This window comes from Nonomuraea sp. NPDC049158 (genome assembly GCF_040648335.1).
Classification (GTDB): Bacteria; Actinomycetota; Actinomycetes; order Streptosporangiales; family Streptosporangiaceae; genus Nonomuraea.
Genome location: NZ_JBEZDM010000021.1, coordinates 139,786 through 165,040, shown reverse-complemented (window position 1 = coordinate 165,040; position 25,255 = coordinate 139,786). Strand labels below are relative to the sequence as shown.

Genomic DNA, 25,255 nt, shown 5'->3' with positions numbered 1-25,255 from the left:
CGAGGGGCTACTACTGGCAGGCTTCGCAGGTTTCCGGGTTCTCCAAGGAGCAGGCGACGGCGTCGAGCGCGATCGTCGTCTGGGCGATCCGGGTGGCCGGGCGCGAGCGCAGGTAGTAGGTGGTCTTCAGGCCCTGCTTCCAGGCATAGGCGTACATCGAGGACAGCTTCCCGATCGTCGGGCTGGCCATGAACAGGTTGAGCGACTGCGACTGGTCGATGTACGGCTGGCGGGCCGCGGCCAGGTCGATGAGCGCCTTCTGCGGCAGCTCCCAGGCCGTGCGGTACAAGGTCTTGAGGTCGTCGGGGAGGCCGGCGATGTCCTGGACCGAGCCGTCCGCCCGCTTGAGGTCGTCGCGCATCCGCTGCGTCCACAGCCCGCGGGCCTGCAGGTCGGCCACCAGGTAGCGGTTGACCTGGAGGAACTCCCCTGACAGCGTCTCGCGCTTGAACACGTTGGACACCTGCGGCTCGATGCACTCGTAGCACCCGGCGATGGAGGCGATGGTCGCGGTCGGGGCGATGGCGACCATCAGCGAGTTACGCAGCCCGGTCGCGGCGATCTTCGCGCGCAGCTCCGCCCAGCGCGGCCACGCGGCGGCGCCGTAGTGGTCGGGGTGCAGGACGCCGCCCGCCGCCCTGGTCTCCTCGTACGACGGATGCCGGCCGCGCTCCACGGCCAGGTCGGCGGAGGTGTCGTAGGCGGCCAGCGCGATCTCCTCGGCGACGCGGGTCGACAGCCCGAGCGCCTCGGGCGAGTCGAACGGCAGCCTGAGCGCGAAGAAGACGTCGGCCAGGCCCATCACGCCGAGCCCGATCGGCCGCCAGCGCTTGTTGGCCGCCTCGGCCTGGGCGGTCGGGTAGAAGCCCAGGTCGATGGTCCGGTCCAGGAAGCGCACCGCCGTACGGACGGTGGTGCGCAGCCGGGCCCAGTCGACGCCCTCGGCGGTCAGGTGGGCGGCGAGGTTGATCGAGCCGAGGTTGCACACCGCCGTCTCGCCGTCGCTGGTGACCTCGAGGATCTCGGTGCACAGGTTGGACAGGTGGATGACGTTCTCGGGCCGGGCCGTCTGGTTGGAGGTGCGGTTGGCGGCGTCCTTGAAGGTCATCCAGCCGTTGCCGGTCTGGGCGAGAGTACGCATCATCCGGCCGTAGAGGCTCCGGGCGGGCAGCTGCCGGACGTAGCGGCCGTCGGCCTCGTAGGCGCGGTAGGCGCGGGTGAACGCCTCGCCGTACAGGTCGGTGAGGTCGGGGACCTCCTTGGGGTCGAACAGCGACCAGACCTCGTCGGCCTCCACCCGCCGCATGAACTCGTCCGGCACCCAGTTGGCCAGGTTGAGGTTGTGCGTACGCCGGGCGTCCTCGCCCGTGTTGTCACGCAGCTCCAGGAACTCCTCGACGTCGGCGTGCCAGGTCTCCAGGTAGACGCAGGCCGCGCCCTTGCGGCGGCCGCCCTGGTTGACGGCGGCGACGGAGGAGTCGAGCGTACGCAGCCAGGGCACGATGCCGTTGGAGTGCCCGTTGGTGCCCCTGATGAGGGATCCGCGCGAGCGCACCCGGGTCCACGAGATGCCGATGCCCCCGGCGTACTTCGACAGCCTGGCCACCTGCCCGTAGCGGTCGTAGATCGACTCGAGCTCGTCGCGCGGCGAGTCGAGCAGGAAGCACGACGACAGCTGCGGCCGGCGCGAACCCGAGTTGAACAGCGTCGGCGAGCTCGGCAGGTACGACAGCGTGGACATGAGGCCGTACAGCTCGGCGGCCTCGGCGACCGTCTCCGACAGACCGCAGGCCACGCGCAGCAGGAAGTGCTGCGGCCGTTCGAGCACCGTCCGCGACTCCGGGTGCCGCAGCAGGTAGCGGTCATAGACCGTACGCAGGCCGAAGTACTCGAAGCGGTCGTCCGCCTCGCCGGAGACGAGCGCGTCGAGCTCGGCGGCGTGCGCGCCGACGAACGCGGCGAGCGAGTCCTGGATCAGCCCGGCGGCGTGGGTGGCGGCGATGGACTCGGAGAAGGTCCGCACGCCGTGCCCGGCCGCCTCGTCGGCGATCTCCTCGGCCAGGAGCCGGGCGGCGAGCCGGGAGTTCGCCGGATCGGTGATCACCCGGGCGGCGGCCTCCTCGATCGCCAGCCGCCGGTCAATGGCGACCGGCCGACCATCAGTCTCAATGATCTGCGTCACGTGCTCTCTCCTCGCGAGCTCATCCCCGTGAGGGCGCGCGAGAGCACGACGGCCCTGGAATCCCCGGCCGCGACGCCCCCGGCCCTCCCTCGAGGCCATGGACACTTCGATGGGCGGAGCCGGCCGGCTCCCCCAACGTCACCGGCAGGTCTTCGGGCTCGCGGGCATGGTCGAGGCTTCCTACTGGCCGTCGCTTCCCGGAAGTCTCCAGTGCTCGTGACGGCGGTCGTTCCCGCTCACCGCTGCGGGGCAGCCCCGGAATCGCACCGGGTTCCCTTTTGCTCCGCCCCGAGGGGCGAACCAGCGACGAGCAGGATCCTACATCTAGTGGCCGTTGGCGCAACTACCCCAGCATGTTGTGTCGCCCGCGTCGAGCATGCCCAGATCGCGGAGCACCGCCCTGGTCCTGCCGATCTCCGAGGCCAGCCACTGTTCGAAGTCGTCGCCGCTGAGCGGGAGCGAGGTCCATCCCTCCGCCCGGCAGGCCGCCCGCCACGAGTCGGACCCCGTGACCTCGTCGCAGAGCCGGATGGCGATGGCCTTCCCGTCGTCGGACATGCCCTCGGGCCCCACGGCCGCGCACCAGTCGGCGAAGTCCACCCGTACCCCGCACTCCAGCAGGCTCGGCGCCTCGATGCCGTCCACCCGGCGCGCGCTGGAGACGGCGAGCACCCTGACCAGGCCCTTGCCGATGGCGCGGCGCCAGTCCGCGAGCGTGCCGGTCGCCGCGGCGGCCTTGCCGCCCAGGAGCGCGGCCGCAGCCTCCTCGCTGCCGGGAAAGCCGGTGTAGTCGACCTGCCGGGTGTCGGCGCCGAGACCCTTGGCGATCAGCCCGAACAGCAGGTGGTCGGGCTCGCCCTGCGGTCCGCCCGTCAGCGGCGTGCGGTCGGGGTGGGCGACCAGTTGCGCGCCGAACTGGTCGAAGGTGGCGAACTTGGAGTGGGCGGGCACCACCACCACCTCGATCTGGCCGGTGAGCCGGGCCAGCGGCGTGGCGGTGTCGAGCAGCGACAGCCCGTTGTTGAGCTCGGTCGCGGCCAGCGCGGGCAGCCCGGTGACGGTGATCCGGGTGACGGGCGGGGTGCCGGAGACCGGGAAACCGGCGTCGCGGGCGGTCTTGACGAGCGCTTTGGTGACGCGGGCCCAGCGTCCGGCGCCGGGGACGATCGCGAAGCGCCCCGAGAGGCCGGCCGCGCTGACGGCACGTCCGCCGAGGCTCCCCTCCGTGCCACATCCTGTCGCGCAGGCCGCCACCGCCAGCCCGAGCGCGAAGAACCCCCGTCGGCGCATGGCGTCCTCCCCTCGCACCCCATTAACTACCCCACGTCACTGACACTTAACGCACTGTTACACATCAGGGTTGTGATTATCTGGGATCACGAAAAGTCGGGAAGAACTATGAAGTTTTCTCGCCCACACCGACGAGCAGGTACGACGGCAGCGAGGGCTCGCTGACCAGCCTGGGCCGGTCGGGCCGCCAGTCCGGGGCGTGCACCAGGCCCGGCTCGACCAGCGCGAAGTCCCCGAAGAACGCCCGGATCTCCCTCGGCGTCCGGTCGGTGCCGGCCCCGGCCGGCGTGGGCCGGCGCAGCGGCGTGGCGCCCTCGTCGAACCGCCCCCGCGAGGTCGCGTGGGTGAGCACCAGGTAGCTGCCGGGCGCCACCGCCTCGCGCAGCCTGGTCACCATCTTGCCCGGGTCGCGGGCGTCCGGGATGAAGTGCAGGATCGAGACCAGCAGGACGCCCACCGGCTCGTGCAGGTCGAGGAAGCGGGACGCCTGTGCCAGCACCTCGTCGGGGTCGAGCAGGTCGGCCTGGACGAAGACGGCCCGGCCCGCCTCCTCCAGCAGCGCCCTGGCGTGCGTGGCGACGACCGGGTCACGGTCGACGTAGACGACTTTCGCCTCCGGCGCCACCTCGTGCACGTTGCCCTGGGTCGGCAGCCCGCTGCCCAGATCGAGGAACTGGCGGATGCCCGCGTCCGCCAGGTGGCGGACCGCACGCTGGAGGAAGGCCCGGTTGGCACGCGCCAGCAGGACGGCTTGCGGGATCAGTGCCGCAAGCCGGTCGATCGCCTCGCGGTCGACGGCGTAGTTGTCTGTGCCGCCGAGCATGTAATCGTACATTCGTGCGAGATTTGGCGTCTGAGCATGAAACTCGGGCACAGTTTCGATCTTAAGTCCTGCCGGTCCACTTATCACGGGCTATGTGCCTATTGTGGCCGCCGTGTCGTAGCAGTTACTCGACTGTGACGCTCTTAGCCAAATTGCGCGGCTTATCCACATCACGCTCGAGTGCCACGGCGGCGTGGTAAGCCAGCAGCTGCAGCGGGATCGTGAGCAGGATCGGGTCCAGCTCGATCTCGTTCTTCGGCACCACGATGACGTCGTCGGCCAGCTTGGCGTCGGGTTCGCGGTGGCCCACCATGAGCACCTTGCCGCCGCGGGCGCGGATCTCGCCGAGCGTGGTGAGGTTCTTGTCGAGCAGTTCGTCGTCGGGGACGATGGCCACCGTCGGCATCTCGGGGCCGATGAGCGCGAGGGGCCCGTGCTTGAGCTCACTGGCCGGATAGGCCTCGGCGTGCACGTAGGAGATCTCCTTGAGCTTCTGCGCGCCTTCGCGGGCCACGGGATAACCGCGGACCCGGCCGACGAACATCATGCTCGGATAGTTCGCGTACTTCTTCGCCAGCTCGGCGATCTTGTCGCCCTGCGCCAGGATCTCCTCGATCTGGCCGGGCAGCCTGCGCAGGCCTTCGCAGACGCGGCGGCCGTCGGCGGGCGAGAGGTCGTGCACCCGGCCGAAGTGCAGCGCGAGCAGCGCGAACGCCAGCGACGTCGAGGTGAACGCCTTGGTCGAGGCGACCGAGACCTCGGGCCCGGCGTGCAGGTAGACGCCGCCGTCGACCTCGCGGGCGATGGCGCTGCCGACCGCGTTGACGATGCCGATGACCCGGCCGCCCTTGCGCTTGAGCTCCTGTACGGCCGCGAGCGTGTCGTAGGTCTCCCCCGACTGGCTGATCGCGACGTAGAGCGTGTCGGGGTCGACGACCGGGTTGCGGTAGCGGAACTCGCTGGCCGGCTCGGCGTCGGCCGGGATGCGGGCCAGCTCCTCGATCAGCTGCGCGCCGATCTGGCCGGAGTAGTAGGCCGAGCCGCAGCCGATGATCTTCACCCGGCGGAAGGAGCGGGTCTCGCGGGCGTCCATGTTCAGGCCGCCCAGGTGCGCGATGTGGAAGCGCTCGTCGAGCCGGCCGCTCATGGTGCGCGAGACCGTGTCGGGCTGCTCGGAGATCTCCTTGAGCAGGTAGTGCTCGTAGCCGCCGGTGTCGTAGTGCCCGGCGTCCCAGTCGACGGTCAGCGGCTCCTTGGCGGTCTCGCGCGCGTCGCTGGCGAAGGTGTGGAACCCGTCGGCCTTGAGCACGGCCAGCTCGCCGTCCTCCAGGTGCACGACCTGGCGGGTGTAGCGGACCAGCGCGGCCACGTCGGAGGCGGCGAACATCTCCTTCTCGCCGATGCCGAGCACGATCGGGCTGCCGTTGCGGGCCACGACCACCTCGCCGGGCCGCTCACCGTCGACGACCGCGATGCCGTACGTGCCGACGATGCTCTTGAGCGCCTTGCGTACGGCCTCCTCCAGCGTGTCGGTCTCCTCGACCGTGCGGGCGATCAGGTGCGCGAGCACCTCGGTGTCGGTCTCGGAGACGAACTCCGCCCCGTCGGCGGTCAGCTTGGCGCGCAGCTCGTCGGCGTTCTCGATGATGCCGTTGTGCACGACCGCGATCCGCTCGTCGGACGACAGGTGCGGGTGCGCGTTGACGTCGCTGGGCACGCCGTGCGTGGCCCACCGCGTGTGACCGATGCCGAGGGCGCCCTTGAACCTGGGGGGTACGACCTTCGCCAGGTCGGCGACCCGGCCTTTGACCTTGCGTACCTTGAGCCCCTTGTTGGACACGACGACGCCGGCCGAGTCATAGCCTCGGTACTCCAGCCGTTGCAGCCCTTCCAGCAGGATGGGCGCCGCATCCTTCGACCCGACATAGGCCACGATTCCGCACATACGACGCTCTCCTCTGCTTTTGGGCTTTTCTACTGTTTTGTCCGCTTTTATCCGTACACGATCCTGCGCAGTTGCCGGAGCGACAGCTCCGGCGGCGCCACCCGGCGCCCGCGCAGTTCCGCGGCGACCCTGGGGAAGATCTCGTCGTTGGTCAGACCGCGAGACTTCAACTCCCCGTGACGCCGCCGTACGAACTCCTCGACCGGCTCGGAGAAGTACGACAGCACGTCGGCCACCACGCGCGCCGCCTCACCGGGACCGAGACCACTGGTCCTGACGAGGTGGGCGACGAGGTCTTCGTAGGGATGCCGTGCCAGGGACACAGACGAGGACACTACGCAGCTGGGATGCGACACGCTAATATTCTGCCCGAAATCGGGCAGGATATGAGCTAAAGCACCGCCAACCGACCCCATCCTTTACCGAGACGGCGGCAGGCGAAGGCTCCGGCCGCCGCACCGAGGCCGACGAGGACGGCCGCGGGGCCCACCGTGGCGGACACGTCGCCGCGCACGGCGGCCTGCAACATGGTCGTCGCCCAGTAGCCCGGCGAGGCCGGGGCGATGGCCTGCGCCCATGACGGCATCAGCGCGTACGGCACCAATGCCCCGCCCAGTGCGCTGACCGACAGGGCGCCGATGTTGCAGAGCGTGCTGAGCTCGCCATGGCTGCGTACCACCGCGGCGAGCGCCGTACCCACACCGAGGAGGGCGAAGCACCACGCGGCGACGGCCAGCCCGAGCGGCCAGATCGGCCCCGTCGGCCGCATGCCCACCGCGAAGACCCCGTAGACCAGCAGGACGACCTGCTGGACGGCCAGGATGGCGAAGACCGGCAGGGTCTTGCCGATGATCAGCTCAGGCACGCGCGCCCGGGTCGCCCTGATCCGGTCCCAGGTGTGCCAGACGCGCTCGGTCAGCACGGCGGTCGCCACGTCGGCCATCGACAGCACCGAGAACATCACCAGCAGCCCGGTCACCACCTGCGCGGGCTGACCGAGCATCGACTTGAAGACCAGCATGAGCACCATCGGCATCACCAGGTAGCTGACCAGGTGGGCGGGGTCGCGCCTGCGCAGGAGCACGTTGTGCCCGACCAGCACCGCGATGCGATGAAGCGAGTCACGCGGTATGGCCCGGCTCCTTCCGCTCTTTCCTCTCCCCCGAAGGGGGTGCTCCTCCCAAGGGACCTCAACCACGACGGACCGTCACAGAGATCGAGACGCTCGTATCATCACGCGACATCGGACAGCTCCTTGTAGTCGTGTCGTCACGCGACATCGGACAGCTCCTTGTAGAGGTCGTCGAGCGACGGCTGGCGGATGTCGATGCCGCGTACCGGCCGGTCGAGGCCGCGCAGCAGCTCGGCGAGCGTGGCCGTGGGGTCGGCCGTGGTGACGACGAACTCCTCGTCGTCGAGGATCACCCGCACCTCGCCCGGCAGGCCCTTGAGCAGTTCCTCGCCGGTGCCTCTGGCGATCACCCTGCCGCTCTTGGCGACCGCGATCGTGGCGGCCAACTCGGTCAGCTCGGGCAGGTAGTGGGTGGCGTACACGACCGTGGCGCCCTTCTCGGCCCGGCGGCGGACGGCCGCGAGAAGGGCGGCTCGCGTCTCGGGGTCGGCGCCGACCGTCGGCTCGTCGAGCAGCAGGACGGCCGGGTCGGCGACCAGCGCGGTGGCGGCCTGGGTGCGGCGCTGCTGGCCGCCGGACAGGACGCTCACCCGCCGGTCCAGCTCGTTCGTCAGCAGCATCTCCTCGGCGATCCGGTCGATGGCCCGCTTGAGCGCCTGGCGGCGCAGCCCGGCCAGGCCACCGAAGAAGCGCAGGGTCTCGCGGACGGTGACGCTCGGGTAGAGCGCGAGCTGCTGCGGCGCGACCCCCAGCTGCCCGTCGATCACCACATGTCCCGCCTCGGGCCCGATGAGGCCCGAGGCGATCTCGAAGAAGGTCGTCTTGCCGGCGCCGTTGTGCCCCACCAGACCCGCGATCTCCCCCGGCACCACCTCCAGGCAGAAGCCGTCCAGCGCGGCCACCTCATTGAAGCGTTTGACGAGTCCCGTCGCCTTGAGCATGCCCCCACTCCCTTCCAGTCTACCTTGTAGACTGCTCTACACCGTAGACTGAGGCGGTGCGGAAACTCAAGACCGAGCGGCAACCGGAGATCCTCGACGCCGCCCTCGCGATCGCCGACGAACGCGGACTCGACGCCCTGACCATGCGAGCGGTCGCCGAACGCATCGGCCTGACACCCATGGCCCTTTACGGATATTTCCGCAACAAGGATGAGCTGCTGGACGGGCTCGTCGGGCGACTGCTGACCACCCTCCCGATGAGCCCGCCCGGCGAGTCGTGGGACCAGCGGCTGAGCGCGTTCGCATGGGCCACCAGGAGGCTGGCCCGGGAGCATCCCGGCGTCTTCCCGCTGCTGTTCGCCCGGCCCTCGGTCACGCCCGACGCGGTACGGGTGGTGGACTGGATCTACCAGGCGCTGATCGACGCGGGGGTGCCCGACGCCGAGGTGCCGCGCATCGAGCGCATGGTCAGCACGTTCGTGCTCGGCTTCGCGACGTCCGAGGCGAACGGGCGGTTCTCGGCGGCCGGCCACGACGCCCGCTCACGCCGGGCCCGGGGGGACTTCCCTGCGCATCAACGACTGATGCCCCACCTCGACTCGCCGGCCGACCTGGACGCGGAATTCGCCGCCGACCTCGCGGACCTCGTCCGTATCATCCGCCCCGCCTGACCCATCTCTTTCGGCGACATGGTTACGCTCGGTGTTTTCACCGTCGCGTTCCGTTCCGCTGTGTGGGGGTCCTCATGTTGCTGTGGGTCGTCGTCGGTCTCACCGCGTCCACCGTCGCCCTGCCCGGACTGCCCGGACTGCCCGACCTGCCGGACCTGCCGAACCTGGGCGGCGTTGGGCATCGGGCTGACATGACCCGCCAGGGCGACTTCACGGCGGCGGCGCGGGAGTTCGGAGTGCCGGAGAGCGTGCTGCTGGGCGTGTCGTACCTGGAGTCCAGATGGAACGCGAACAGCGGATCACCCAGCGTGGCCGGCGGCTACGGCCCCATGCACCTCGTGGACGCACTGGACGCACCTGGAGGCACGCACCTCGTGGACGCGCCCGCCGTAACCCAAGACACGCACCTCGTGGACCCGCCCGCCGAGCCTGGAAGCAGTCACCTCGTGGACGCGCCAAGCGCACCTGGAGGCAGGAATCTCGTGGACGCGCCGGGCGTACCTGGACGCGTGCGAGACGGGGCGTCCGCGCGGGAGGCGACGCTGCGGCTCGCGGGGCGCCTCACCGGACTGACGCCCGCGCGACTGCGCGCCGATCCCGCCGCCAACATCCGCGGCGGCGCCGCTCTCCTCGCGTCCTACCAGCGACGGCCCAGCACGAACCCCGCCGACTGGTACGACGCGGTCGCCCGCTACTCGGGCGCACCCGACCTGAACGCGGCCCGCGCCTTCGCCGACGAGGTGTTCGCGGTGATCCGCGAGGGAGCCACCCACCGCACGGACGACGGCCAGCCGGTACGGCTCACGGCCATCCCCACCCTCCGCCCACCGGCCCATCTACGCCCACCCGCCCCCCTCCGCCCAGCCACCCGCCTCATCGCTCTATGGGGCCTCACCCCACTCGACCCCGGCGCGACCCATTTGGCAGCAGCACGTGGAGCGGACGGCCACCCCTCAACCTCACCGAAGACCACTGGAGGCTCCTCGGCGGCATCCGAAATCGCCAACGCCAACTACCCGCCCCCACTCCCGCTCCCGGACCCAGCCCCGACTCCGGCCACGACCACGACCGATGTGACAAAACCCCGCCCCAACGTGGCACAACCCATCGCCGACCAGGCACAACCTGCGGCCCCAGAAGACCAGCCACCGACACCCGGAACCGGCACGGGCCATCCGGCACCCCCGACCCCGCACACAAACACGGCGAACGTCGAATGCCCCGCCTCACTGGCCTGCGAGTGGATGCCCGCCGCCTACAAACGCACCGGCAAGGACGACTACGGCAACCACGACACCCTGAATGGGCCGCGACGCATCGACTACATCGTGATCCACGACACCGAGGGCACCTACGAAGGCGTCCCGTCGATGGTGAACGACCCGGAGTACGTGAGCTGGCACTACACGATCCGCTCCAGCGACGGACATGTCGCCCAGCACGTACGTACGAAGGACATCGCCTGGCATGCCGGCAACTGGGATATCAACTCCCGCTCCATCGGCATCGAACACGAGGGCTACCTGGCCAGCGGCGGCACCTGGTACACGGAGGCGATGTACCGTTCGTCAGCCAAACTGGTGAAATATCTGGCCGCCAAACACCACATCCCCCTCGACCGCGCCCACATACTCGGCCACGACAACGTCCCGGGCCCCAACCCCGAAACGCTCCCGTCCATGCATGAGGACCCGGGACCGTACTGGAACTGGGCCCACTATTTCGACCTGATGGGCAGCCCACTCAGAAAGGCCAAGAAGGGCAACTCGATCATCATCCGCCCCACCTACGCCACCAACCAACCACATTTCACCGGCTGCACCGCCAACCCCACCAAACCGGCCGAAGATGAAGCCGAAGCCAACGACGCCGCTGAGCCCGCCGAGCCCGCCGACCCCATCGAGCCTCCCAAGCCCGCAAACTCCACCAAGCTCGCCAAATCCCCCAAGCCCGCTAACCCCACCGAGCTCGCCAACTCCGCCAAGCCCACCAAATCGGCTAAGTCCACCGACCCCTGTCCCCCGCACGGCGCCTCAGCGGTCTTTCTGCGAACAGAACCGCGCGAGGACGCCCCTCTCGTGGACGACATCGGCAAACGCGTCGGCAAGCCCAGCACGTACAGCGTCTACGACCACAGTGCCCGCGCCTCGACCGGCCAGCGGTACGCCGTGGCGGGCCGGAAGGGCGACTGGACGGCCATCTGGTACCTAGGCAGCAAGGCCTGGTTCTACAACCCCGCCGCCGCCCCCACCGCCATCCCGGCGAGGGGCCCGCTCGTCACCCCCCGCAGAAAACACATCAAGGTGTACGGCCGCGCATACCCCGAAAAGTCCGCCTACCGCGGCACCGTCGCCTACCAGCCCTCAACCCCGCTCGACTACGTCATCCGCCCCGGCCAGTACTACTCGCTCGGCCTCACGCTGCCCGGCTCCTACCACGCGACGAACTCCTTCAACCCGGCCAACCACGTCACCGTCACGGGCAAGGACCGCTACCGCCAGATCCAGTTCGGCCACCGCGTCATGTTCGTCATGGCCAGGGACGTCCGCATAACCCACCGAACCCCACCCGCCCACCTGACCCACCAACACCCACGCGCCCATGTGACCCATCGACCCCCACCCGCCCGTCCGATCCACCGACACCCACGCACCGATGTGACCCACCGGCCCTCGGCCGGGCGTGTGACCCACCGAACTCCACCCGCTGCCTGACCCGCTGAACCCCACCCGCCACGTGACCCGCCAAATCTCACCCGCACACCCGCTGGCCGCGCACGCGCACTCCCCGAAGGCGATATGGTTTTCCCGTGGCCGGTACGTCGCCGGAAACACGCGGAAGTGGCTCAGTGGTAGAGCATCACCTTGCCAAGGTGAGGGTCGCGGGTTCGAATCCCGTCTTCCGCTCGGAGTTCAATCTCCTGGTGGAGTGGCCGAGAGGCGAGGCAGCGGCCTGCAAAGCCGTCTACACGGGTTCAAATCCCGTCTCCACCTCGGTCGCTGGACAGCGGACCCTCCCGGGTCCGCTAAAGTTAAGTGTGGCACCACGCGGAAGTGGCTCAGTGGTAGAGCATCACCTTGCCAAGGTGAGGGTCGCGGGTTCGAATCCCGTCTTCCGCTCGGAGTTCAAGTAACTCGATAAGGACGATTAGCTCAGCGGGAGAGCGCTTCCCTGACACGGAAGAGGTCACTGGTTCAATCCCAGTATCGTCCACCAGGCTCACAGCAGATCAGGCCCGACCTGGTCACATATGAGTTAAGGCCCCAGCTCACGGCACATGCCGAGGGTCTGGGGCTTCTTGTTGTTCCGGGTTGATCATGGTTGTTGTCAGCACCGGTGCTGACGTTGTGCCGACCCTCGACAGCGGCCTCTCCGAGTGAGGGTTGCGCCGACCTGGGCCGACGGTCGCGGAGTCGAGCAAAGTGTGGCAAAGCTCCAGCGGAAGTATCGATCATGAAGTTGACCTTCCTGGGCAAGGAGATGTCCGGGGATCAGCCCCCGGCCCTATGCGCCACCGACCGGGGCACCATCGTGGTGCAAGGATGGAAGATCACAGACCCTGAGGCCCTCGAAACCCGCCCGGAGGTCCACCCGCCGAGGCACCGCCATCCAGCGGACCCGGATCGTGACCGAGCCCTTGAGTGCCTACATCAAATGGGCCATGACCATCGACCCGCAGAACATCGAGGCAGGCGAGGACATCCGCTATCGGCCCCGGCACCAGGCCGCCGACATCCACTTGCCCGAAGAAGAGGACTACTGGCTGCTCGACGCGGACACCATGGTCCTCAGCTTGTTCATGCCGGACGGCTCCTCAGGAGGCTTCGCCCTGGCCTCTGATTCCGGCCTGCTTCAGCGATGCCGCACGGCGCGAGACCAGGTCTGGGCGAGGGCCATTCCCTACGCTCAGTACGTCGCCTAACCGCTCCAGTGTCTACGCCAGCGCGGCAGGCCCGCGAGGCACTCGGTGCACGCCTGAGAGACATCCGCAGGGATGCCGGGCTGTCAGGCGTCGAGCTGGCGACCCTGGCAGGCCGGCACTCCTCCAAGGTCTCTCGCATCGAGTACGGCAAGCGCAACGCCTCCGAGGACGATCTACGGGCGTGGTGCCGGCACTGCCGCGCGGAAGATCAGCTAGCCGAACTGGTGGCCACTCTCCGGGCCTGGCTCTCGTAAGACCTCAGACGGCTGGTTCCGTCACCGTAGCGCATAGCTCAACTGGCAGAGCAGCGGATTGTTAATCCGCGAGTCCTTGGTTCTGGTCCGGGCACGCCAGCTTAGTCCTAAAGCATTACTCCATGGCGGACAATGACGAGCGCTATGGCCGCCAACGGGCCACAAACAGCACACGATAGGTACAGCAGGTTTCGCTCGCGTTCCATAAAGGAACGACCCTCGTTCGCAAACCGCTCAAACGAATGAAAGGGAGTACTGCCGGATGGCCGGTAAAGGCTCAGCCACGAAGACGAACGCGGTTCGCCGCAATAAGCAGCCCAGCGAAGGCCCCCGACCCGCGAGCCGGGGGCTCTGGTCCTGCCCGGCGTCGCACCCAGATGGTGCGGCCACAGGGTGCCGTTGCCGGCGGCCTCGGGCGAGCCGCGCATGATGCGGGTCAATGCGATTCCCGTGGCGATGGGGAAGCCGACCGCTTCCTCCCGTGCCGCGGCAACCGGTCCGGCGCTCAGGGAACGAGGATGATCTTGCCGAGAGCGGTGCGGTTGGCGGACTCGGACAGCTCTATGGCCGCCGCCACCTCGGTGAGCGGGAAACGAGCGGCGATCTTCGCGGTGAGCTTCCCGTCGCGCAGCAACCCGAAGACGTGCGAGAGATCGGTACGCAGGCGCGCCAGGAACGCCTCGCGCTTGGCCGAGCCAGGCTTGCCGGCGCCCGCCCAGATGTCGTAGAAGCTCGCGTGCCTGCCCGTGGGCAGGTAGTTCCAGAACGCGAGCTTGCTCAGCAGCACCAGGAAGCTGAGCAACACGGGAGTCTTGTCGTCAAGCTTGCTCGCGATGCTGTACGAGACTAGCGTCCCCGTACGGCTGAGCAGCCGGTACGAAAGGTCGACGCTCGCGCCCCCGAGGTGATCGAACACAGCGTCCACACCGCTGGGGGCCAGCTGCCGCACTCTGGCCGCCAGGTCGGGGTCTCGATAGTCGATCGGTTCCGCCCCCAGCGCCATGAGCGCCTCGTGATGCCGCGGACCGGCCGTGCCGATCACCCGCGCGCCCGCCTGCCGGGCGAGTTGCACCAGGATGCTGCCCACCCCGCCGCTGGCACCCAGTACGAGCACCGTCTGCCCGGCCCGTACCTTCGCCCGGCCATGCAGCATCTGGTAGGCGGTTGTCCCGTTGACGACCAGCGTCTCCGCCTCGTCGGCGGCGATCCCGTCGGGTACCTCGACCAGTTCGGCGGCCGCCAGCAGGACCGCCGTGGCCCAGGCACCGGTCTTGGTCAGCGCGGCGACCCGCCGGCCGACCAGCGCGGGATCCACGCCGGGCCCGGCGGCTTCGACGATGCCGACGAGATCGTAACCGGGCACGAACGGGAACTTGGGCTGGCCGTAGTAGCGGCCCCGGCGCATCGCGCTCTCGGCGAACGACACGGCGGTCGACTCGACGCGCACCATGACCTGGCCGGTGGCGGGCCGCGGCAGCACTCGCTGGACCAGCCGCAGACCGGACACTTCGACCTTGCCCGGCAAGACCACCTCGGTAGTGGTCACCGTCGCCTCGGCGGCGGGGTTCGTCCCTGTCATAGTCGACTCCTGGGTTCGCGATCGTGCATCGCACCGTTAATGCCCGTAACTATGCACCTGTGCGTCGAACTGCGTCAACCTATAACTAAAGTGAGATGCTGACAGCGACTTGCCGTGGCCGCGTTCAGCACCCGCCCCAACCCAACCGCCGGAACGGCCCCGGCCCCACGGCGAGGGACGAGGGCTGACGGCGATGACTTCCGTGCCGCTGGCGGCGCTGATCCCGGCGCCCCTGGGGAAAGCAGTCTGAGCAGCGCCACGACGCGTAAAGTCCGTTACTCTCCGTCGCAGGCATGCCTGCCCATCAGCAATCGCATGGCCGTTACACTGCGATGATGAGTAGCGAACCGCGGGCGATGAATCGGCGTGAACGACTGCGAACCCAGACGCTCCAGGAGATCAGGGACGCCTCGTTCGAGATCATCGACGCGGACGGCCTGCACGCGCTCTCGATCGCGGCGCTGGCACGAAGCATGGGGATGTCCGCGCCCGCGGTCTACCGCTATTTCCCGTCGCGCGACGCGCTGGTGGCGCACCTGACCACCCTGGCCTACGAGCAGCTGCTGGCGGCGATGAGTCAAGCCGTGGCCGGCGGCAGACGGGCGCCGCACACGCGGGTGCGGCTACTGGTCGCCGCGTACCGGGACTGGGCGCTGCGACACCCACGGCGCTACGGGATGCTGTTCGGCGAGCGGACCGCCGACCTGCCCGGCGAGGCCGGCACCCGAACCCCGCTGGATCAAGCGATGGCGCTGCTCATCGACCTGCTGATCGCCACGTCGGGCAGCGCACCGGCGGAGAGCGCCGGCGGCGACCAGACCCTGGACGGGCAGCTACGGTCATGGGCTCGCATCCAGGGACGGCCGGACATCAGTCCCCGCGTCGCCAGTGCCGCCATCCTCATCTGGACCCGAGTCCACGGGATCGTGAGCCTCGAACTCACCGGCATGCTCGACGACCATCCCCTCGACGCGCAGCGGCTGATCCGTCTCGAGATCGACAGCGCCCTCCAGCAGCTGGCCCCCAGCGCGAACTAATCGGCCTTCCGGACCTCGAGCGCGTCGGCGGCTGTCTCCAGTGCGGCGAGGTGCTCGTCGACCGAGCGGAGCCCCGCCCGCATGGTGTCGATGGCGAGGTGGGTGGCTCCGGACTCCTGCCACCGCCGGGCCACCGCGCGCAGCTCCTCCGCGTCGCCCGTCCAGCTGACCCGGCCCTCCATGCCGAGCGTGGCGGGGTCGCGGCCCGCCTGCGTGGCGGCCTCCGCGACCAGGGCCTTGGCCTCGTCGAGCTTCGGCCCCGGAGACATCTGCGGGAACCAGCCGTCGGCCAGGCGTCCGGCGCGGCGGTACGCCGGGGGCGACTGCGCGCCGAACCAGACGGGGATCGGCCGCTGCACGGGCAGCGGCGCCAGCCCCGCGCCGGTCACCCGGTCGAAGGTGCCCTCGAACGTGAGCGACGGCTCGGTCCACAACCGGCGCAGCAACGCGACCTGCTCGTCGACGCGCTTGCCTCGGGTGCTGAAGTCCTGGCCGAGGGCTTCGTACTCCACCCGGTTCCAGCCCAGTCCCACGCCCAGCCGGAACCGGCCGGAGGTGAGCAGGTCGACCTCCGCCGCCTGCTTGGCCACCAGGGCCGTCTGCCGCTGGGGCAGGATGATGATGCCCGTGACGAGCTCCAGCGAGGTCAGCGCGGCGAGGTAGCCGAACATGACCATCGGCTCGTGGAAGGTGGTCCGTACGTCGTAGGGGCCGTCCCAGCCCTGGTGGACCGCCGGATCGGCGCCTACGACGTGGTCATAGGCCAGCACATGCCGGAACCCGAGCTCCTCCGCCCGCTGTCCGTAGGCCCGTACGGCGCCCACGTCGGCACCGAGCTCGGTCTGGGGAAAGACGACACCGATCCGCATGCGTGGCTCCCGTCAAGATCCGGCGACTCCTGAACATCATCGTGTACCCGGTGTCGATCACCCGAATACGACACAGGAGTCGCCGGTCCTCGACGGTCAGTCCACCTCCGCGACCGCCCGGCCGAACTGGGCCGAGTACAGCCGGGCGTAGGCGCCCTCCGCGGCCAGCAGCGACGCGTGCGTGCCCTGCTCGACGATCCGCCCGTTCTCCATGACCAGGATCAGGCTGGCGTCGCGGATCGTGGACAGCCGGTGGGCGATCACGAAGCTGGTACGCCCCTCGCGCAGCGAGTTCATCGCCCGCTGGATGAGCACCTCGGTCCGGGTGTCGACCGAGCTGGTGGCCTCGTCCAGGATCAGGATCGCCGGCTCGGACAGGAACGCGCGGGCGATCGTGATCAGCTGTGTCTCGCCCGCGCTGACCGTCGCGCCCTCCTCGTCGATCACCGTGTCGTAGCCGTCGGGCAGCGTGTGCGCGATGCGGTCGACGTGCGCGGCCTCCGCGGCGGCCTCGATCTGTTCGCGCGTGGCGCCCTCCGACCCGTAGCCGATGTTCTCCGCGATCGTGCCGCCGAACAGCCAGGTGTCCTGCAGCACCATGCCCATGTTGTCGCGCAGCTCTTCTCTGGACATCTGCGCGATGTCGACGCCGTCGAGCGTGATACGGCCGCCGGTCACCTCGTAGAAGCGCATGATGAGGTTGACCAGCGTCGTCTTGCCCGCTCCCGTGGGGCCGACGATGGCCACGGTCTGGCCGGGTTCGACGGTCAGCGACAGGTTCTCGATCAGCGGCCGGTCCGGCGCGTAGCGGAAGGACACGTTCTCGATTGCCACCCGGCCCCTGACCTGCTCGGGCCGCGCGGGCTTGGCGGGCTCCGCGGACTGCTCCGGAGCCTCCAGCAGCTCGAAGACCCGTTCGGCCGAGGCGACGCCCGACTGGACCAGGGTCGCCATGCCGGCCACCTGGGTCAGCGGCTGGCTGAACTGCCTGGAGTACTGGATGAAGGCCTGCACGTTGCCCAGCGAGATCGAGCCCGAGGCCACGTTGAGCCCGCCCACCACGGCGACCAGCACGTAGTTGATGTTGCCGATGAACATCATCGCCGGCTGGATGAGCCCGGAGATGAACTGCGCGCGGAAGCTGGAGGCGAACAGGGCCTGGTTGTGCTCGTCGAAGGTCTCGGCGACCTCCTTCTGCCTGCCGAACACCTTGACCAGCGTGTGCCCACCGAACATCTCCTCGATGTGGCCGTTGAGCTTGCCCGTCGAGGACCACTGCTTGATGAACTGCGGCTGCGACCGCTTTCCGATGACCGTCGTGACGTAGACCGACAGCGGCACCGTGACCAGCGCGATGAGCGCCAGGAGCGGCGAGATCCAGAACATCATCACCAGCACGCCCACGACCGTCAGCACCGACGAGATGAGCTGGCTCATCGTCTGCTGCAGCGTCTGCGCGATGTTGTCGGTGTCGTTGGTGGCGCGGCTGAGGATCTCGCCGCGCGGCTGGCCGTCGAAGTAGCTCAGCGGCAGCCGCGCCAGCTTGGCCTCGATCTGCTCGCGCAGCCGGGACGCCGCCCGCTGTACGACGATCGTGGTCAGCCGGAACTGCACGATCCCGAGCAGCGCCGCCACCAGGTAGAGCGCCAGCACCCAGCCCAGCACCTGGGCCAGCGCGGTGAAGTCGATGCCCTGGCCGGGCACCACGCTCATCGCCGACACCATGTCGGCGAACGTGCCCTGGCCCCTGGCGCGCAGCCCCGCCACGGCCTGCTCCTTGGTGATCCCGGCGGGCAGCTGGGTGCCGATGATGCCCGAGAAGATCAGGTCCGTGGCGTGGCCGAGGATCTTGGGGCCGGTCACGGTCAGCGCGACGCTGACCGTTCCGAGGGCCAGGATGACGGCCAGCAGCGCGCGCTCGGGGTTCAGCAGCCGCAGCAGGCGGCGTAACGAACCGCCGAAGTCGTGCGCTTTCTCGGCTGGTCCGGCCATCATCCGGCCTGGCCCGAAAGCGGGCGTGGGGCGGCGCGCGGGCGTCTGGGTGGTCATGAACCCTCCTTCCTTGATCGCATAACGCTCGGTCGCATGACCAAGGTGCTGTGTATGGTGCCGCGCACGGCGATGAGCTCGGTCATGCCGCGGCCTCCTGTTCGGTGAGCTGGGACAGCACGATCTCCCGATAGGTCGGGCAGGTGTCCATGAGCTCGGCGTGGTCGCCGCTGCCGACCACGCGGCCGTCGTCGAGCACGATGATGCGGTCGGCGTCGCGGATCGTGTTCACCCGCTGGGCCACGATGACGATCGTGGCGTCGGTGATCTCCTGGGCCAGCGCGGCCCGCAGCCGGGCGTCGGTGGCGTAGTCGAGGGCGGAGAAGGAGTCGTCGAACAGGTAGATCTCGGGCCGGTGCACCAGCGTCCTGGCGATGGCCAGGCGTTGGCGCTGGCCGCCGGAGACGTTCGTGCCGCCCTGGGCGATCGGCTCGTCCAGGCCCTCGGGCATCGCCTCGACGAACTCGCGGGCCTGCGCCACGTCAAGGGCCTGCCACAGCTCCTCGTCGGTCGCGTCCGGCCTGCCGTACCGCAGGTTGGAGGCGATCGTGCCGGAGAAGAGGTAGGGCGACTGCGGGACCAGGCCGACCGCCCGGGAGAGCGCGGCCGGGTCGAGGTCTCGTACGCTGACGCCGTCGACCAGCACCTCGCCGGCGGTCGCGTCGAACAGGCGCGGGATGAGGTTGAGCAACGTCGTCTTGCCGCTGCCCGTACTGCCGATGATCGCGGTCGTACGGCCCGGCCGCGCCGCGAAGCTCACCTCGCACAGCACCGGCTCGTCGGCGCCCGGGTAGCGGAAGTCCACGGACCGCAGCTCCAGCTCACCGAGGTGACTCTCCGGGACGACGGGGGTGGCCGGCGGGTGGACGGTCGGCTCGGTGCCGAGGACCTCCTCGATGCGCTCGGCGCAGACCTCGGCGCGAGGGATCATCATGAACATGAACATCGCCATCATCACCGACATGAGGATCTGCATCAGGTAGGAGATGACCGCGGTCAGCGCGCCCACCTCCATGCTCCCGTCGGCGATGCGATGGCCGCCGAACCACACCACGGCGACGCTGGACACGTTCACCACCAGCATGACCGTGGGGAACATCAGCGCCATCAGCCGCCCGACCCGCAGCGACACGTCGGTCAGCCGGTCGTTGGCCACCGCGAAACGCTCACGCTCGAACCGGTCGCGGACGAAGGCCCTGATGACCCGGATGCCGGTGATCTGCTCGCGCAGCACCTGGTTGATCCGGTCGATGCGCTCCTGCATCGTGCGGAAGAGCGGACGCATGCGCATCACGATCACGCCCACGATGACGAGCAGTACGGGCAGTACGACGAGCAGCAGCGACGACAGCGTCGCGTCATGGCGCAGCGCCAGCACGATCCCGCCGACGCACATGATCGGCGCGGCCACCATCATCGTGAACGTCAACAGCACGAGCAGCTGGATCTGCTGCACGTCGTTGGTGGTCCGGGTGATCAGGGACGGCGGGCCGAACCGGTTGACCTCCTGGGTGGAGAAGTCCTGGACCCGATGGAAGATCGCGGCCCGTAAGTCCCGGCCCAGGGCCATCGAGGTCCGGGCGCCGTAGTAGACGGCCACGATCGAGCAGATGATCTGGATGAGCGTCACACCGAGCATCACCAGCCCGACACGGGCGATGTATCCGGTGTCACCCTTGACGACGCCGTTGTCGATGATGTCGGCGTTGAGGGAGGGCAGATAGAGCGTGGCCAGCGTCTGCACGAACTGGAAGAGGACGACGAGCGTGATCTCTTTCCCGTACGGCCTGAGCTGTGCCCGCAAGAGACGGAGCAGCATCAAGAAGCGCTTTCTGTCGAAGGATTGGGGGAAGGCCGCAGCAGCAGCCCGTCGAGCAGAACGGAGACGATCTCCGCGTCGTCCATGTCGCCGAACTCGCCGCCCTGGCCGAAACCGCGATGCACACTCACCGCGATCAACATGAGGAGCAGCTGTGCCGTGGCCTCGGGAGAGCGGCGCAACCGGGCGCGGTCGGGCTCGAGCAGAGCGGTGACCGCGGCCAGTATCTGACGCCGGCTGTCCAGCATCCGCTCGCGGAACTCGACGTCGTCGACCATCATCTCCTTGGGCCCGGTGATGAGGTTGGCGTTGGCGTTCATTCCCGCCCGCAGCATCGTGACCGCCTCGCGCAGCCGCTCGCGCAGCTCGGTCCGCGTGCCGATGGAGGTCAGCGCGTCCACCGCCGACTTCGGGTCGAACGCGCTCATCACCGCCGCCCGCACCAGCGAGGCCTTGTCGGGGAAGACCCCGAAGATCGTGCCCTCGGCCACGCCCGCGGCCTCGGCGATCTGGCGAGTGCTCACCGCGGTGCCGTACTCGCGCAACAGGGGCAGCGTGGCGGCGATGAGTGTGGCCCGACGCTCTTCTGGCGCCATGGCCGGCACCCTCCGCCTCTTCGTCATGCGGACGATCCTAATGAGCGAGTACTCACTCGTTCAAATGGTTTTATCCGGAGATGCCGCCATCCGGTGCACGTTTTGTGGAACTCGCTTGGGTAGTGGGTGGTCGAAGAGTTGAGGAAACATGGTGGAGATCGAACGCAAGTACGATGTCAACGGCCCCGCCGAGATCGCGATCGAGGACTTCGCCGGCCCGGACGGCAAGGTCACGGTGGACGAGCCGGAGACGTGGCGGCTGGTGGCCGACTACGTCGACACCCCGGCCCTGACGCTCGCCGCCCACGGCATCACCCTGCGCCGCCGGGGCGGCCAGGACGCCGGGTGGCATCTCAAGTTGCCGGTGGCCAAGGGGGCCAAGCGGGAGGTGCACGCGCCGCTGGGCGCCGGTGTGCATCAGGTGCCCGCCAGGCTGACCGGCCTCGTCGCGGCCCACCTGCGCGGGCGCGACCTCGTCCCGGTCGCCACCCTGACGACCACCCGCACGACACGCAAGCTGCGCGACCAAGAGGGCCGGGTGCTGGCCGAGGTCAGCGACGACGTGGTGGTGGGCCGCCGCCAGAACGCCGACCGGCCGCCCGTCTCGTGGCGCGAGATCGAGGTCGAGCTGGTCGAGGGCCCCATGGACGTCCTCGATGCCGTCGAGAGCAGGCTGCGTGACGCCGGAGTGGTGCCGTCGCCGTCCGGCTCCAAGCTGGCCCGCGTGCTGGGCGCCGACCTGCCCCCGGAAAGCGAGCACGAGGACGGGCGGAGCGCCGGGGCGGTGCTGATCGCGTACGTGCGGCGTCAGCGCGAGCACCTGCTCGCCAACGACCCGCTGGTACGCCTGGCCGACCACGACGACGACTCGGTGCACGACATGCGCGTGGCCCTGCGGCGCATCCGCAGCCTCCTGCGCACCTACGCGCGGCTGCTGGACGGCGACCGGATCGGCCCGCTCGACGCGGAGCTGAGATGGCTGGCCGGCGAACTGGGCACGGTGCGCGATCTCGAAGTGCTCACCGGCCGATTCGCCCGCCGCCTCGGCGACCAGCCGGCCGTCGGTCCCCCGGGGGCGGCATGGCCTGCCCTGCTGGCCGAGCGCGAGCGCAAGGCCAGGCGGGCACTCAAGAGGACGTTGCGGACACCGCGTTACTTCACCCTGCTGGCCGCCGTCGACGATCTCATCGCCGACCCGCCCTTCCACGGCCGGGCGAACCGCCGGCCCTCAGCCTTGGTGGCCAGGAGCTGGCGCAAGGTCCTGGCCAAATACGCCAAGGCCGAGCGCCTGCCGCCGGGCGCGGAGCGCGACCAAGCCCTGCACGCCACCCGCAAGGCGGCCAAACGCGCCCGTTACACCGCCGAAGCCGCCACCGGCGTACTCGGCAAGCCCGCCGCGAAGCTCGCCAAGCACGGCGAACGGCTCCAGGACGCCTTCGGCCGCCGCCAGGACGCGCTGGTCGCCCAGCAGCAGCTCACCCAGCTCGTCACCAGGGCGAACCTGTCGGCGGCCGACGCCTTCACCCTTGGTCTGCTGCTCGCCGAGGAACGTCACGAGGCCGCCGAGGCGTACCGCGCCCTCGCGCCGATCTGGAAGAAGGCCGCCAAACCCAAGCTCCTGCGCGCCCTCCCGAAATGATCACTCGCGCGAATCGGGAGTCTCCCCGTCCGCTGCCCGGGCCCGGTCGCCGACCCACACGGCGATCTGGGCGCGCGAGTTGAAGCCGAGCTTGTTCAGGATGTGCTCGATGTGCCCCTCGGCGGTGCGCGGGGCGATCACCAGCGCGGCGGCGATCTGCTTGTTGGTCATCCCCTGGGCGACCAGCCCGGCGATCTCCGTCTCACGGCGGGTGAGCCGCGCAGGCTCCCCCTTCTCCGCCTTCTCGTCCTGGGGCGGCTCCTCCTGGAGCGCGTAGCCGAGCGCCTCGTCGTAGGAGAGCCGGGCACCCCGCTTGACCTCGGTGTCGAAGGCCGCGTCTCCGAGGGCCGCGCGCGTGCGACTCTCGCATTCGTCGTGGTAGCGGACCAGGTGCCCGTACCCGGACAACGGCGCGCCGATCGAACTCCAGACCGTCTCCAGGATGCCCAGCAGCCGGGCGGCCCTCCCATAATGCTGCTCCGTCTCGGCGATCCAGGCCAGCACCTCGAGGTTGACCCCGACGCCCAGCGGATCGTCCAGCGAGCGGTTGAAGACCAGGCTCTCCTTCTCGAGTTCGGTCGCGCGGCGGAGGTCTCCCTGCCGCCACACCTCCACGCCGAGCGCCATCATCGTGTACGCCTTGTGCCACCCTTCCCCAAAGGTGTCGCACACGGCCAGGCAGTCGTCGCCCAGGGAGATGGCCTGCGACGAGTCACCCAGGTAGGAGTGCGCGAGGGACAGCCGGATGAGGGCCAGGGCGAGACCCACAGGGTTCTCGGTGCTGCGGTGCCGTGCCGCGGCCTCCTCATACAGCTCGATGGCCATTTCGGTGTCGCCGCGGTACATGGCGATCATGCCGGAGTAGAGCGCGACGTACCCGCGGACCAGCTCGTCACCCAGCAGCTCCCCCAGGATCCGGCTCTCCTCCAGCATGGTCGAGGCGGCGGTGATGTCGGCCTGGATGATGGCCAGCCAGCTGTTGGCCCACAGGGCCCTGGCGCGTACCTCGCTCGGCTCGGTGTCCATGGCCAGCCCTCGGTCCAGCCAGCGCCGGCCCTCGCCGAGGTAGTAACTGGTGATCCAGTGGTAGAGCAGGTCGGCCGCCATGCCCAGGCCGGCCCTGACCTCCGCCGGGTCGCCGTAGAAGCTGTCGAGGGCGGTACGCAGATTGGCGTGTTCGAGCTGCAGCCGGTCGAACCAGGCCACCTGCGAGGGGCCGAACAACTGTGCGTGGGCCCGCGCCGCCAGTGCCCGGTAGTAGGCGCGGTGTCGCCGTTGCAGCGCGGACTCCTGGCCTGAGGCGGTGAGCCGTTCGCGGCCGTACTGGCGGATGGTGTCGAGGAGCCGGTATCTCACTACCCGGCCATGCTCCTCCCGGAGGAAGACGGATTTGTCGACCAGGCCCATCACCAGGTCGATGATCTCCTCGCGGCTGATGCCGTCGCCGGAGCAGACCGCCTCCGCCGCCTCCAGGTCCAGCGTGCCGGCGAACACCGACGCGCGCTCCCACACCTGCTGTTCCCGCTCCGAACAGAGGCCGAAGCTCCAGTCGATCATCGCGCGCAGCGTCTGATGGCGCGGCAGCGTCGCCCGCGAGCCTGCGGTGAGCAGCCGGAACCGGTCGTCCAGCCGGTCGTGGAGCTGCTGGAGCGACAGTGCCCGCAGCCGCACGGCCGCCAGCTCGATGGCGAGCGGCAGCCCGTCCAGCCGGCGGCAGATCCGCAGCACGAGGTCCCGGTTGTCCTCGGTGACGGCGAACGTCGGCAGGACGGCCCGGGCCCGCTCGGTGAACAGCCGCACCCCGTCACACTGCATGAGCACTTCTGCGGATATCCCCGGGCGGTCGGAGTCCGGCAGCGGAAGCGTCGGCACGGGCAGCATCTGCTCGCCACTGATGCCCAGCGTCTGCCTGCTGGTGGCCAGGATCCGCAGCTCAGGGGCGGCCCGCAGGAGCGTGTCGGCCACTACGGCGCACTCGTGGACCAGGTGCTCGCAGTTGTCGAGGATCACCAGCGTCTGCTTGTCGCGCAGGTGGCCGACGAGCACCTGCAGGGGCGGGCAGGTGGTGTGATCGCGAATCTCCAGAGCCTCGGCCACGACCTGAGCGAGCAGCTCCGGATCCTCCAGCGAGGCGAGCTCGACCAGCCACACGCCGTCGCGGAAGGCCCGCCGCACCTCAAGCCCCACGCGCAGGGCCAGCCGGGTCTTACCCACTCCGCCCACGCCGATCAGGGTCACCGTCCGGGACGCGGACAGCAGCGTTTTGACGTCGGCCACCTCGTGCCGACGTCCCACGAAACTTGTCACCTCGGCCGGCAGCCACCCCATCCGCTGCCGCCGGGACTCCCCTGTCGCGCTGGTTGCCATGACGCCCTCGTGCCGGCTCGGCCAGGCAGGTCACCACCCTGCCGAATCCGGGCCCCTAACTACCTAGGTTATGCCCAGACCGTTTTCCGGTGCACAGCGCAATGAAGTGGACATAGCCTGGTGGTGAGTGATGGCGCGGT

At 69.3% G+C, this 25,255-nt stretch carries 19 protein-coding genes, 5 tRNA genes and 1 riboswitch; of the genes, 11 read left to right on the top strand and 13 right to left on the bottom strand.

Annotated features, from left to right (window positions below):
• Positions 1-10: 10 nt before the first annotated feature.
• From AB0B61_RS36300 to AB0B61_RS36270, 7 genes are all read right to left on the bottom strand, one after another.
• Positions 11-2,182 carry a ribonucleoside-diphosphate reductase subunit alpha gene (locus AB0B61_RS36300; RefSeq protein WP_358441851.1) on the bottom strand — a complete coding sequence of 724 codons (2,172 nt, stop codon included), beginning with the start codon at positions 2,180-2,182 and terminating at the stop codon, positions 11-13.
• A gap of 125 nt (positions 2,183-2,307) precedes the next feature.
• Positions 2,308-2,502, bottom strand: a riboswitch (cobalamin riboswitch).
• 4 nt (positions 2,503-2,506) lie between these two features.
• Positions 2,507-3,472: a tripartite tricarboxylate transporter substrate-binding protein gene (locus tag AB0B61_RS36295; RefSeq protein ID WP_358441849.1), complete on the bottom strand. Its 966-nt coding sequence runs from the start codon at positions 3,470-3,472 to the stop codon at positions 2,507-2,509.
• A 106-nt stretch (positions 3,473-3,578) separates the two neighbouring features.
• Positions 3,579-4,346: an SAM-dependent methyltransferase gene (locus tag AB0B61_RS36290; protein ID WP_358441846.1), complete on the bottom strand. Its 768-nt coding sequence runs from the start codon at positions 4,344-4,346 to the stop codon at positions 3,579-3,581.
• Positions 4,347-4,419: 73 nt separating this feature from the next.
• Positions 4,420-6,240 (bottom strand): glutamine--fructose-6-phosphate transaminase (isomerizing), encoded by a 1,821-nt coding sequence (gene glmS, locus AB0B61_RS36285; RefSeq protein ID WP_357643043.1) that lies wholly within the window; start codon positions 6,238-6,240, stop codon positions 4,420-4,422.
• Between the two features lie 47 nt (positions 6,241-6,287).
• Positions 6,288-6,563, bottom strand: coding sequence for a hypothetical protein (locus tag AB0B61_RS36280; protein WP_225289808.1), 276 nt, complete (start codon positions 6,561-6,563; stop codon positions 6,288-6,290).
• A 68-nt stretch (positions 6,564-6,631) separates the two neighbouring features.
• The gene (locus AB0B61_RS36275; protein ID WP_358441843.1) at positions 6,632-7,342 is read right to left on the bottom strand and encodes an ABC transporter permease; all 711 of its coding nucleotides are present in this window, start codon (positions 7,340-7,342) and stop codon (positions 6,632-6,634) included.
• A gap of 167 nt (positions 7,343-7,509) precedes the next feature.
• On the bottom strand, positions 7,510-8,313 hold the full coding sequence (locus AB0B61_RS36270; RefSeq protein WP_358441841.1) for an ABC transporter ATP-binding protein: 804 nt from the start codon (positions 8,311-8,313) through the stop codon (positions 7,510-7,512).
• A 56-nt stretch (positions 8,314-8,369) separates the two neighbouring features.
• Here AB0B61_RS36270 and AB0B61_RS36265 point away from each other — a divergent pair, with 56 nt between their 5' ends.
• The 9 genes from AB0B61_RS36265 (at position 8,370) to AB0B61_RS36225 (ending at position 13,260) form a co-directional block, all read left to right on the top strand.
• A complete protein-coding gene (locus tag AB0B61_RS36265) occupies positions 8,370-8,984 on the top strand; it encodes a TetR/AcrR family transcriptional regulator (protein ID WP_358441838.1) in 615 nt (204 codons plus the stop codon).
• A gap of 74 nt (positions 8,985-9,058) precedes the next feature.
• Positions 9,059-11,698: an N-acetylmuramoyl-L-alanine amidase gene (locus AB0B61_RS36260; RefSeq protein WP_358441835.1), complete on the top strand. Its 2,640-nt coding sequence runs from the start codon at positions 9,059-9,061 to the stop codon at positions 11,696-11,698.
• A gap of 120 nt (positions 11,699-11,818) precedes the next feature.
• Positions 11,819-11,890 (top strand) — tRNA-Gly (locus tag AB0B61_RS36255).
• A gap of 16 nt (positions 11,891-11,906) precedes the next feature.
• Positions 11,907-11,977 (top strand) — tRNA-Cys (locus AB0B61_RS36250).
• A 54-nt stretch (positions 11,978-12,031) separates the two neighbouring features.
• A tRNA-Gly gene (locus AB0B61_RS36245) sits at positions 12,032-12,103 on the top strand.
• A gap of 22 nt (positions 12,104-12,125) precedes the next feature.
• Positions 12,126-12,200: transfer RNA gene (locus tag AB0B61_RS36240), tRNA-Val, on the top strand.
• Positions 12,201-12,474: 274 nt separating this feature from the next.
• Positions 12,475-12,906 (top strand): DUF6879 family protein, encoded by a 432-nt coding sequence (locus tag AB0B61_RS36235; RefSeq protein ID WP_358441921.1) that lies wholly within the window; start codon positions 12,475-12,477, stop codon positions 12,904-12,906.
• Positions 12,907-12,914: 8 nt separating this feature from the next.
• The gene (locus AB0B61_RS36230) at positions 12,915-13,160 is read left to right on the top strand and encodes a helix-turn-helix transcriptional regulator (protein ID WP_358441832.1); all 246 of its coding nucleotides are present in this window, start codon (positions 12,915-12,917) and stop codon (positions 13,158-13,160) included.
• Between the two features lie 27 nt (positions 13,161-13,187).
• A tRNA-Asn gene (locus tag AB0B61_RS36225) sits at positions 13,188-13,260 on the top strand.
• Between the two features lie 405 nt (positions 13,261-13,665).
• On the opposite strand, the gene AB0B61_RS36220 is transcribed toward AB0B61_RS36225, so the two are convergent.
• Entirely contained in the window at positions 13,666-14,739 is a 1,074-nt protein-coding gene (locus AB0B61_RS36220; protein ID WP_358441829.1) for a medium chain dehydrogenase/reductase family protein, read from the bottom strand.
• A 335-nt stretch (positions 14,740-15,074) separates the two neighbouring features.
• On the opposite strand from AB0B61_RS36220, the gene AB0B61_RS36215 reads away from it, so the two are divergent.
• Positions 15,075-15,776 (top strand): TetR/AcrR family transcriptional regulator, encoded by a 702-nt coding sequence (locus AB0B61_RS36215; RefSeq protein ID WP_358441826.1) that lies wholly within the window; start codon positions 15,075-15,077, stop codon positions 15,774-15,776.
• Here the strand turns inward: AB0B61_RS36215 and AB0B61_RS36210 are convergent.
• From AB0B61_RS36210 to AB0B61_RS36195, 4 genes are all read right to left on the bottom strand, one after another.
• The gene (locus AB0B61_RS36210; RefSeq protein ID WP_358441823.1) at positions 15,773-16,645 is read right to left on the bottom strand and encodes an LLM class F420-dependent oxidoreductase; all 873 of its coding nucleotides are present in this window, start codon (positions 16,643-16,645) and stop codon (positions 15,773-15,775) included. The genes AB0B61_RS36215 and AB0B61_RS36210 overlap by 4 nt on opposite strands.
• A gap of 96 nt (positions 16,646-16,741) precedes the next feature.
• A complete protein-coding gene (locus tag AB0B61_RS36205) occupies positions 16,742-18,694 on the bottom strand; it encodes an ABC transporter ATP-binding protein (protein ID WP_358441820.1) in 1,953 nt (650 codons plus the stop codon).
• Between the two features lie 82 nt (positions 18,695-18,776).
• Entirely contained in the window at positions 18,777-20,513 is a 1,737-nt protein-coding gene (locus AB0B61_RS36200) for an ABC transporter ATP-binding protein (RefSeq protein WP_358441817.1), read from the bottom strand.
• Positions 20,513-21,136, bottom strand: a complete 624-nt coding sequence (locus AB0B61_RS36195; RefSeq protein WP_358441815.1) for a helix-turn-helix domain-containing protein — start codon at positions 21,134-21,136, stop codon at positions 20,513-20,515. Before AB0B61_RS36195 ends, AB0B61_RS36200 begins: the two co-directional genes overlap by 1 nt.
• A 121-nt stretch (positions 21,137-21,257) precedes the next feature.
• Between AB0B61_RS36195 and AB0B61_RS36190 the strand changes: the two genes are divergently transcribed.
• Positions 21,258-22,748: a CYTH and CHAD domain-containing protein gene (locus AB0B61_RS36190; protein WP_358441813.1), complete on the top strand. Its 1,491-nt coding sequence runs from the start codon at positions 21,258-21,260 to the stop codon at positions 22,746-22,748.
• On the opposite strand, the gene AB0B61_RS36185 is transcribed toward AB0B61_RS36190, so the two are convergent.
• On the bottom strand, positions 22,749-25,115 hold the full coding sequence (locus AB0B61_RS36185) for a LuxR C-terminal-related transcriptional regulator (protein WP_358441811.1): 2,367 nt from the start codon (positions 25,113-25,115) through the stop codon (positions 22,749-22,751).
• Between the last annotated feature and the right edge of the window lie 140 nt (positions 25,116-25,255).

Bases quoted from the DNA above. Each gene is read 5' to 3' on its own strand.
- AB0B61_RS36295 (WP_358441849.1), bottom strand. From the start codon at position 3,472: ATGCGCCGACGGGGGTTCTTCGCGCTCGGGCTGGCGGTGGCGGCCTGC.
- glmS (WP_357643043.1), bottom strand. From the start codon at position 6,240: ATGTGCGGAATCGTGGCCTATGTCGGGTCGAAGGATGCGGCGCCCATC.
- AB0B61_RS36270 (WP_358441841.1), bottom strand. From the start codon at position 8,313: ATGCTCAAGGCGACGGGACTCGTCAAACGCTTCAATGAGGTGGCCGCG.
- AB0B61_RS36260 (WP_358441835.1), top strand. From the start codon at position 9,059: ATGTTGCTGTGGGTCGTCGTCGGTCTCACCGCGTCCACCGTCGCCCTG.
- AB0B61_RS36220 (WP_358441829.1), bottom strand. From the start codon at position 14,739: ATGACAGGGACGAACCCCGCCGCCGAGGCGACGGTGACCACTACCGAG.
- AB0B61_RS36215 (WP_358441826.1), top strand. From the start codon at position 15,075: ATGAGTAGCGAACCGCGGGCGATGAATCGGCGTGAACGACTGCGAACC.
- AB0B61_RS36210 (WP_358441823.1), bottom strand. From the start codon at position 16,645: ATGCGGATCGGTGTCGTCTTTCCCCAGACCGAGCTCGGTGCCGACGTG.
- AB0B61_RS36205 (WP_358441820.1), bottom strand. From the start codon at position 18,694: ATGACCACCCAGACGCCCGCGCGCCGCCCCACGCCCGCTTTCGGGCCA.
- AB0B61_RS36200 (WP_358441817.1), bottom strand. From the start codon at position 20,513: ATGCTGCTCCGTCTCTTGCGGGCACAGCTCAGGCCGTACGGGAAAGAG.
- AB0B61_RS36195 (WP_358441815.1), bottom strand. From the start codon at position 21,136: ATGACGAAGAGGCGGAGGGTGCCGGCCATGGCGCCAGAAGAGCGTCGG.
- AB0B61_RS36190 (WP_358441813.1), top strand. From the start codon at position 21,258: ATGGTGGAGATCGAACGCAAGTACGATGTCAACGGCCCCGCCGAGATC.
- AB0B61_RS36185 (WP_358441811.1), bottom strand. From the start codon at position 25,115: ATGGCAACCAGCGCGACAGGGGAGTCCCGGCGGCAGCGGATGGGGTGG.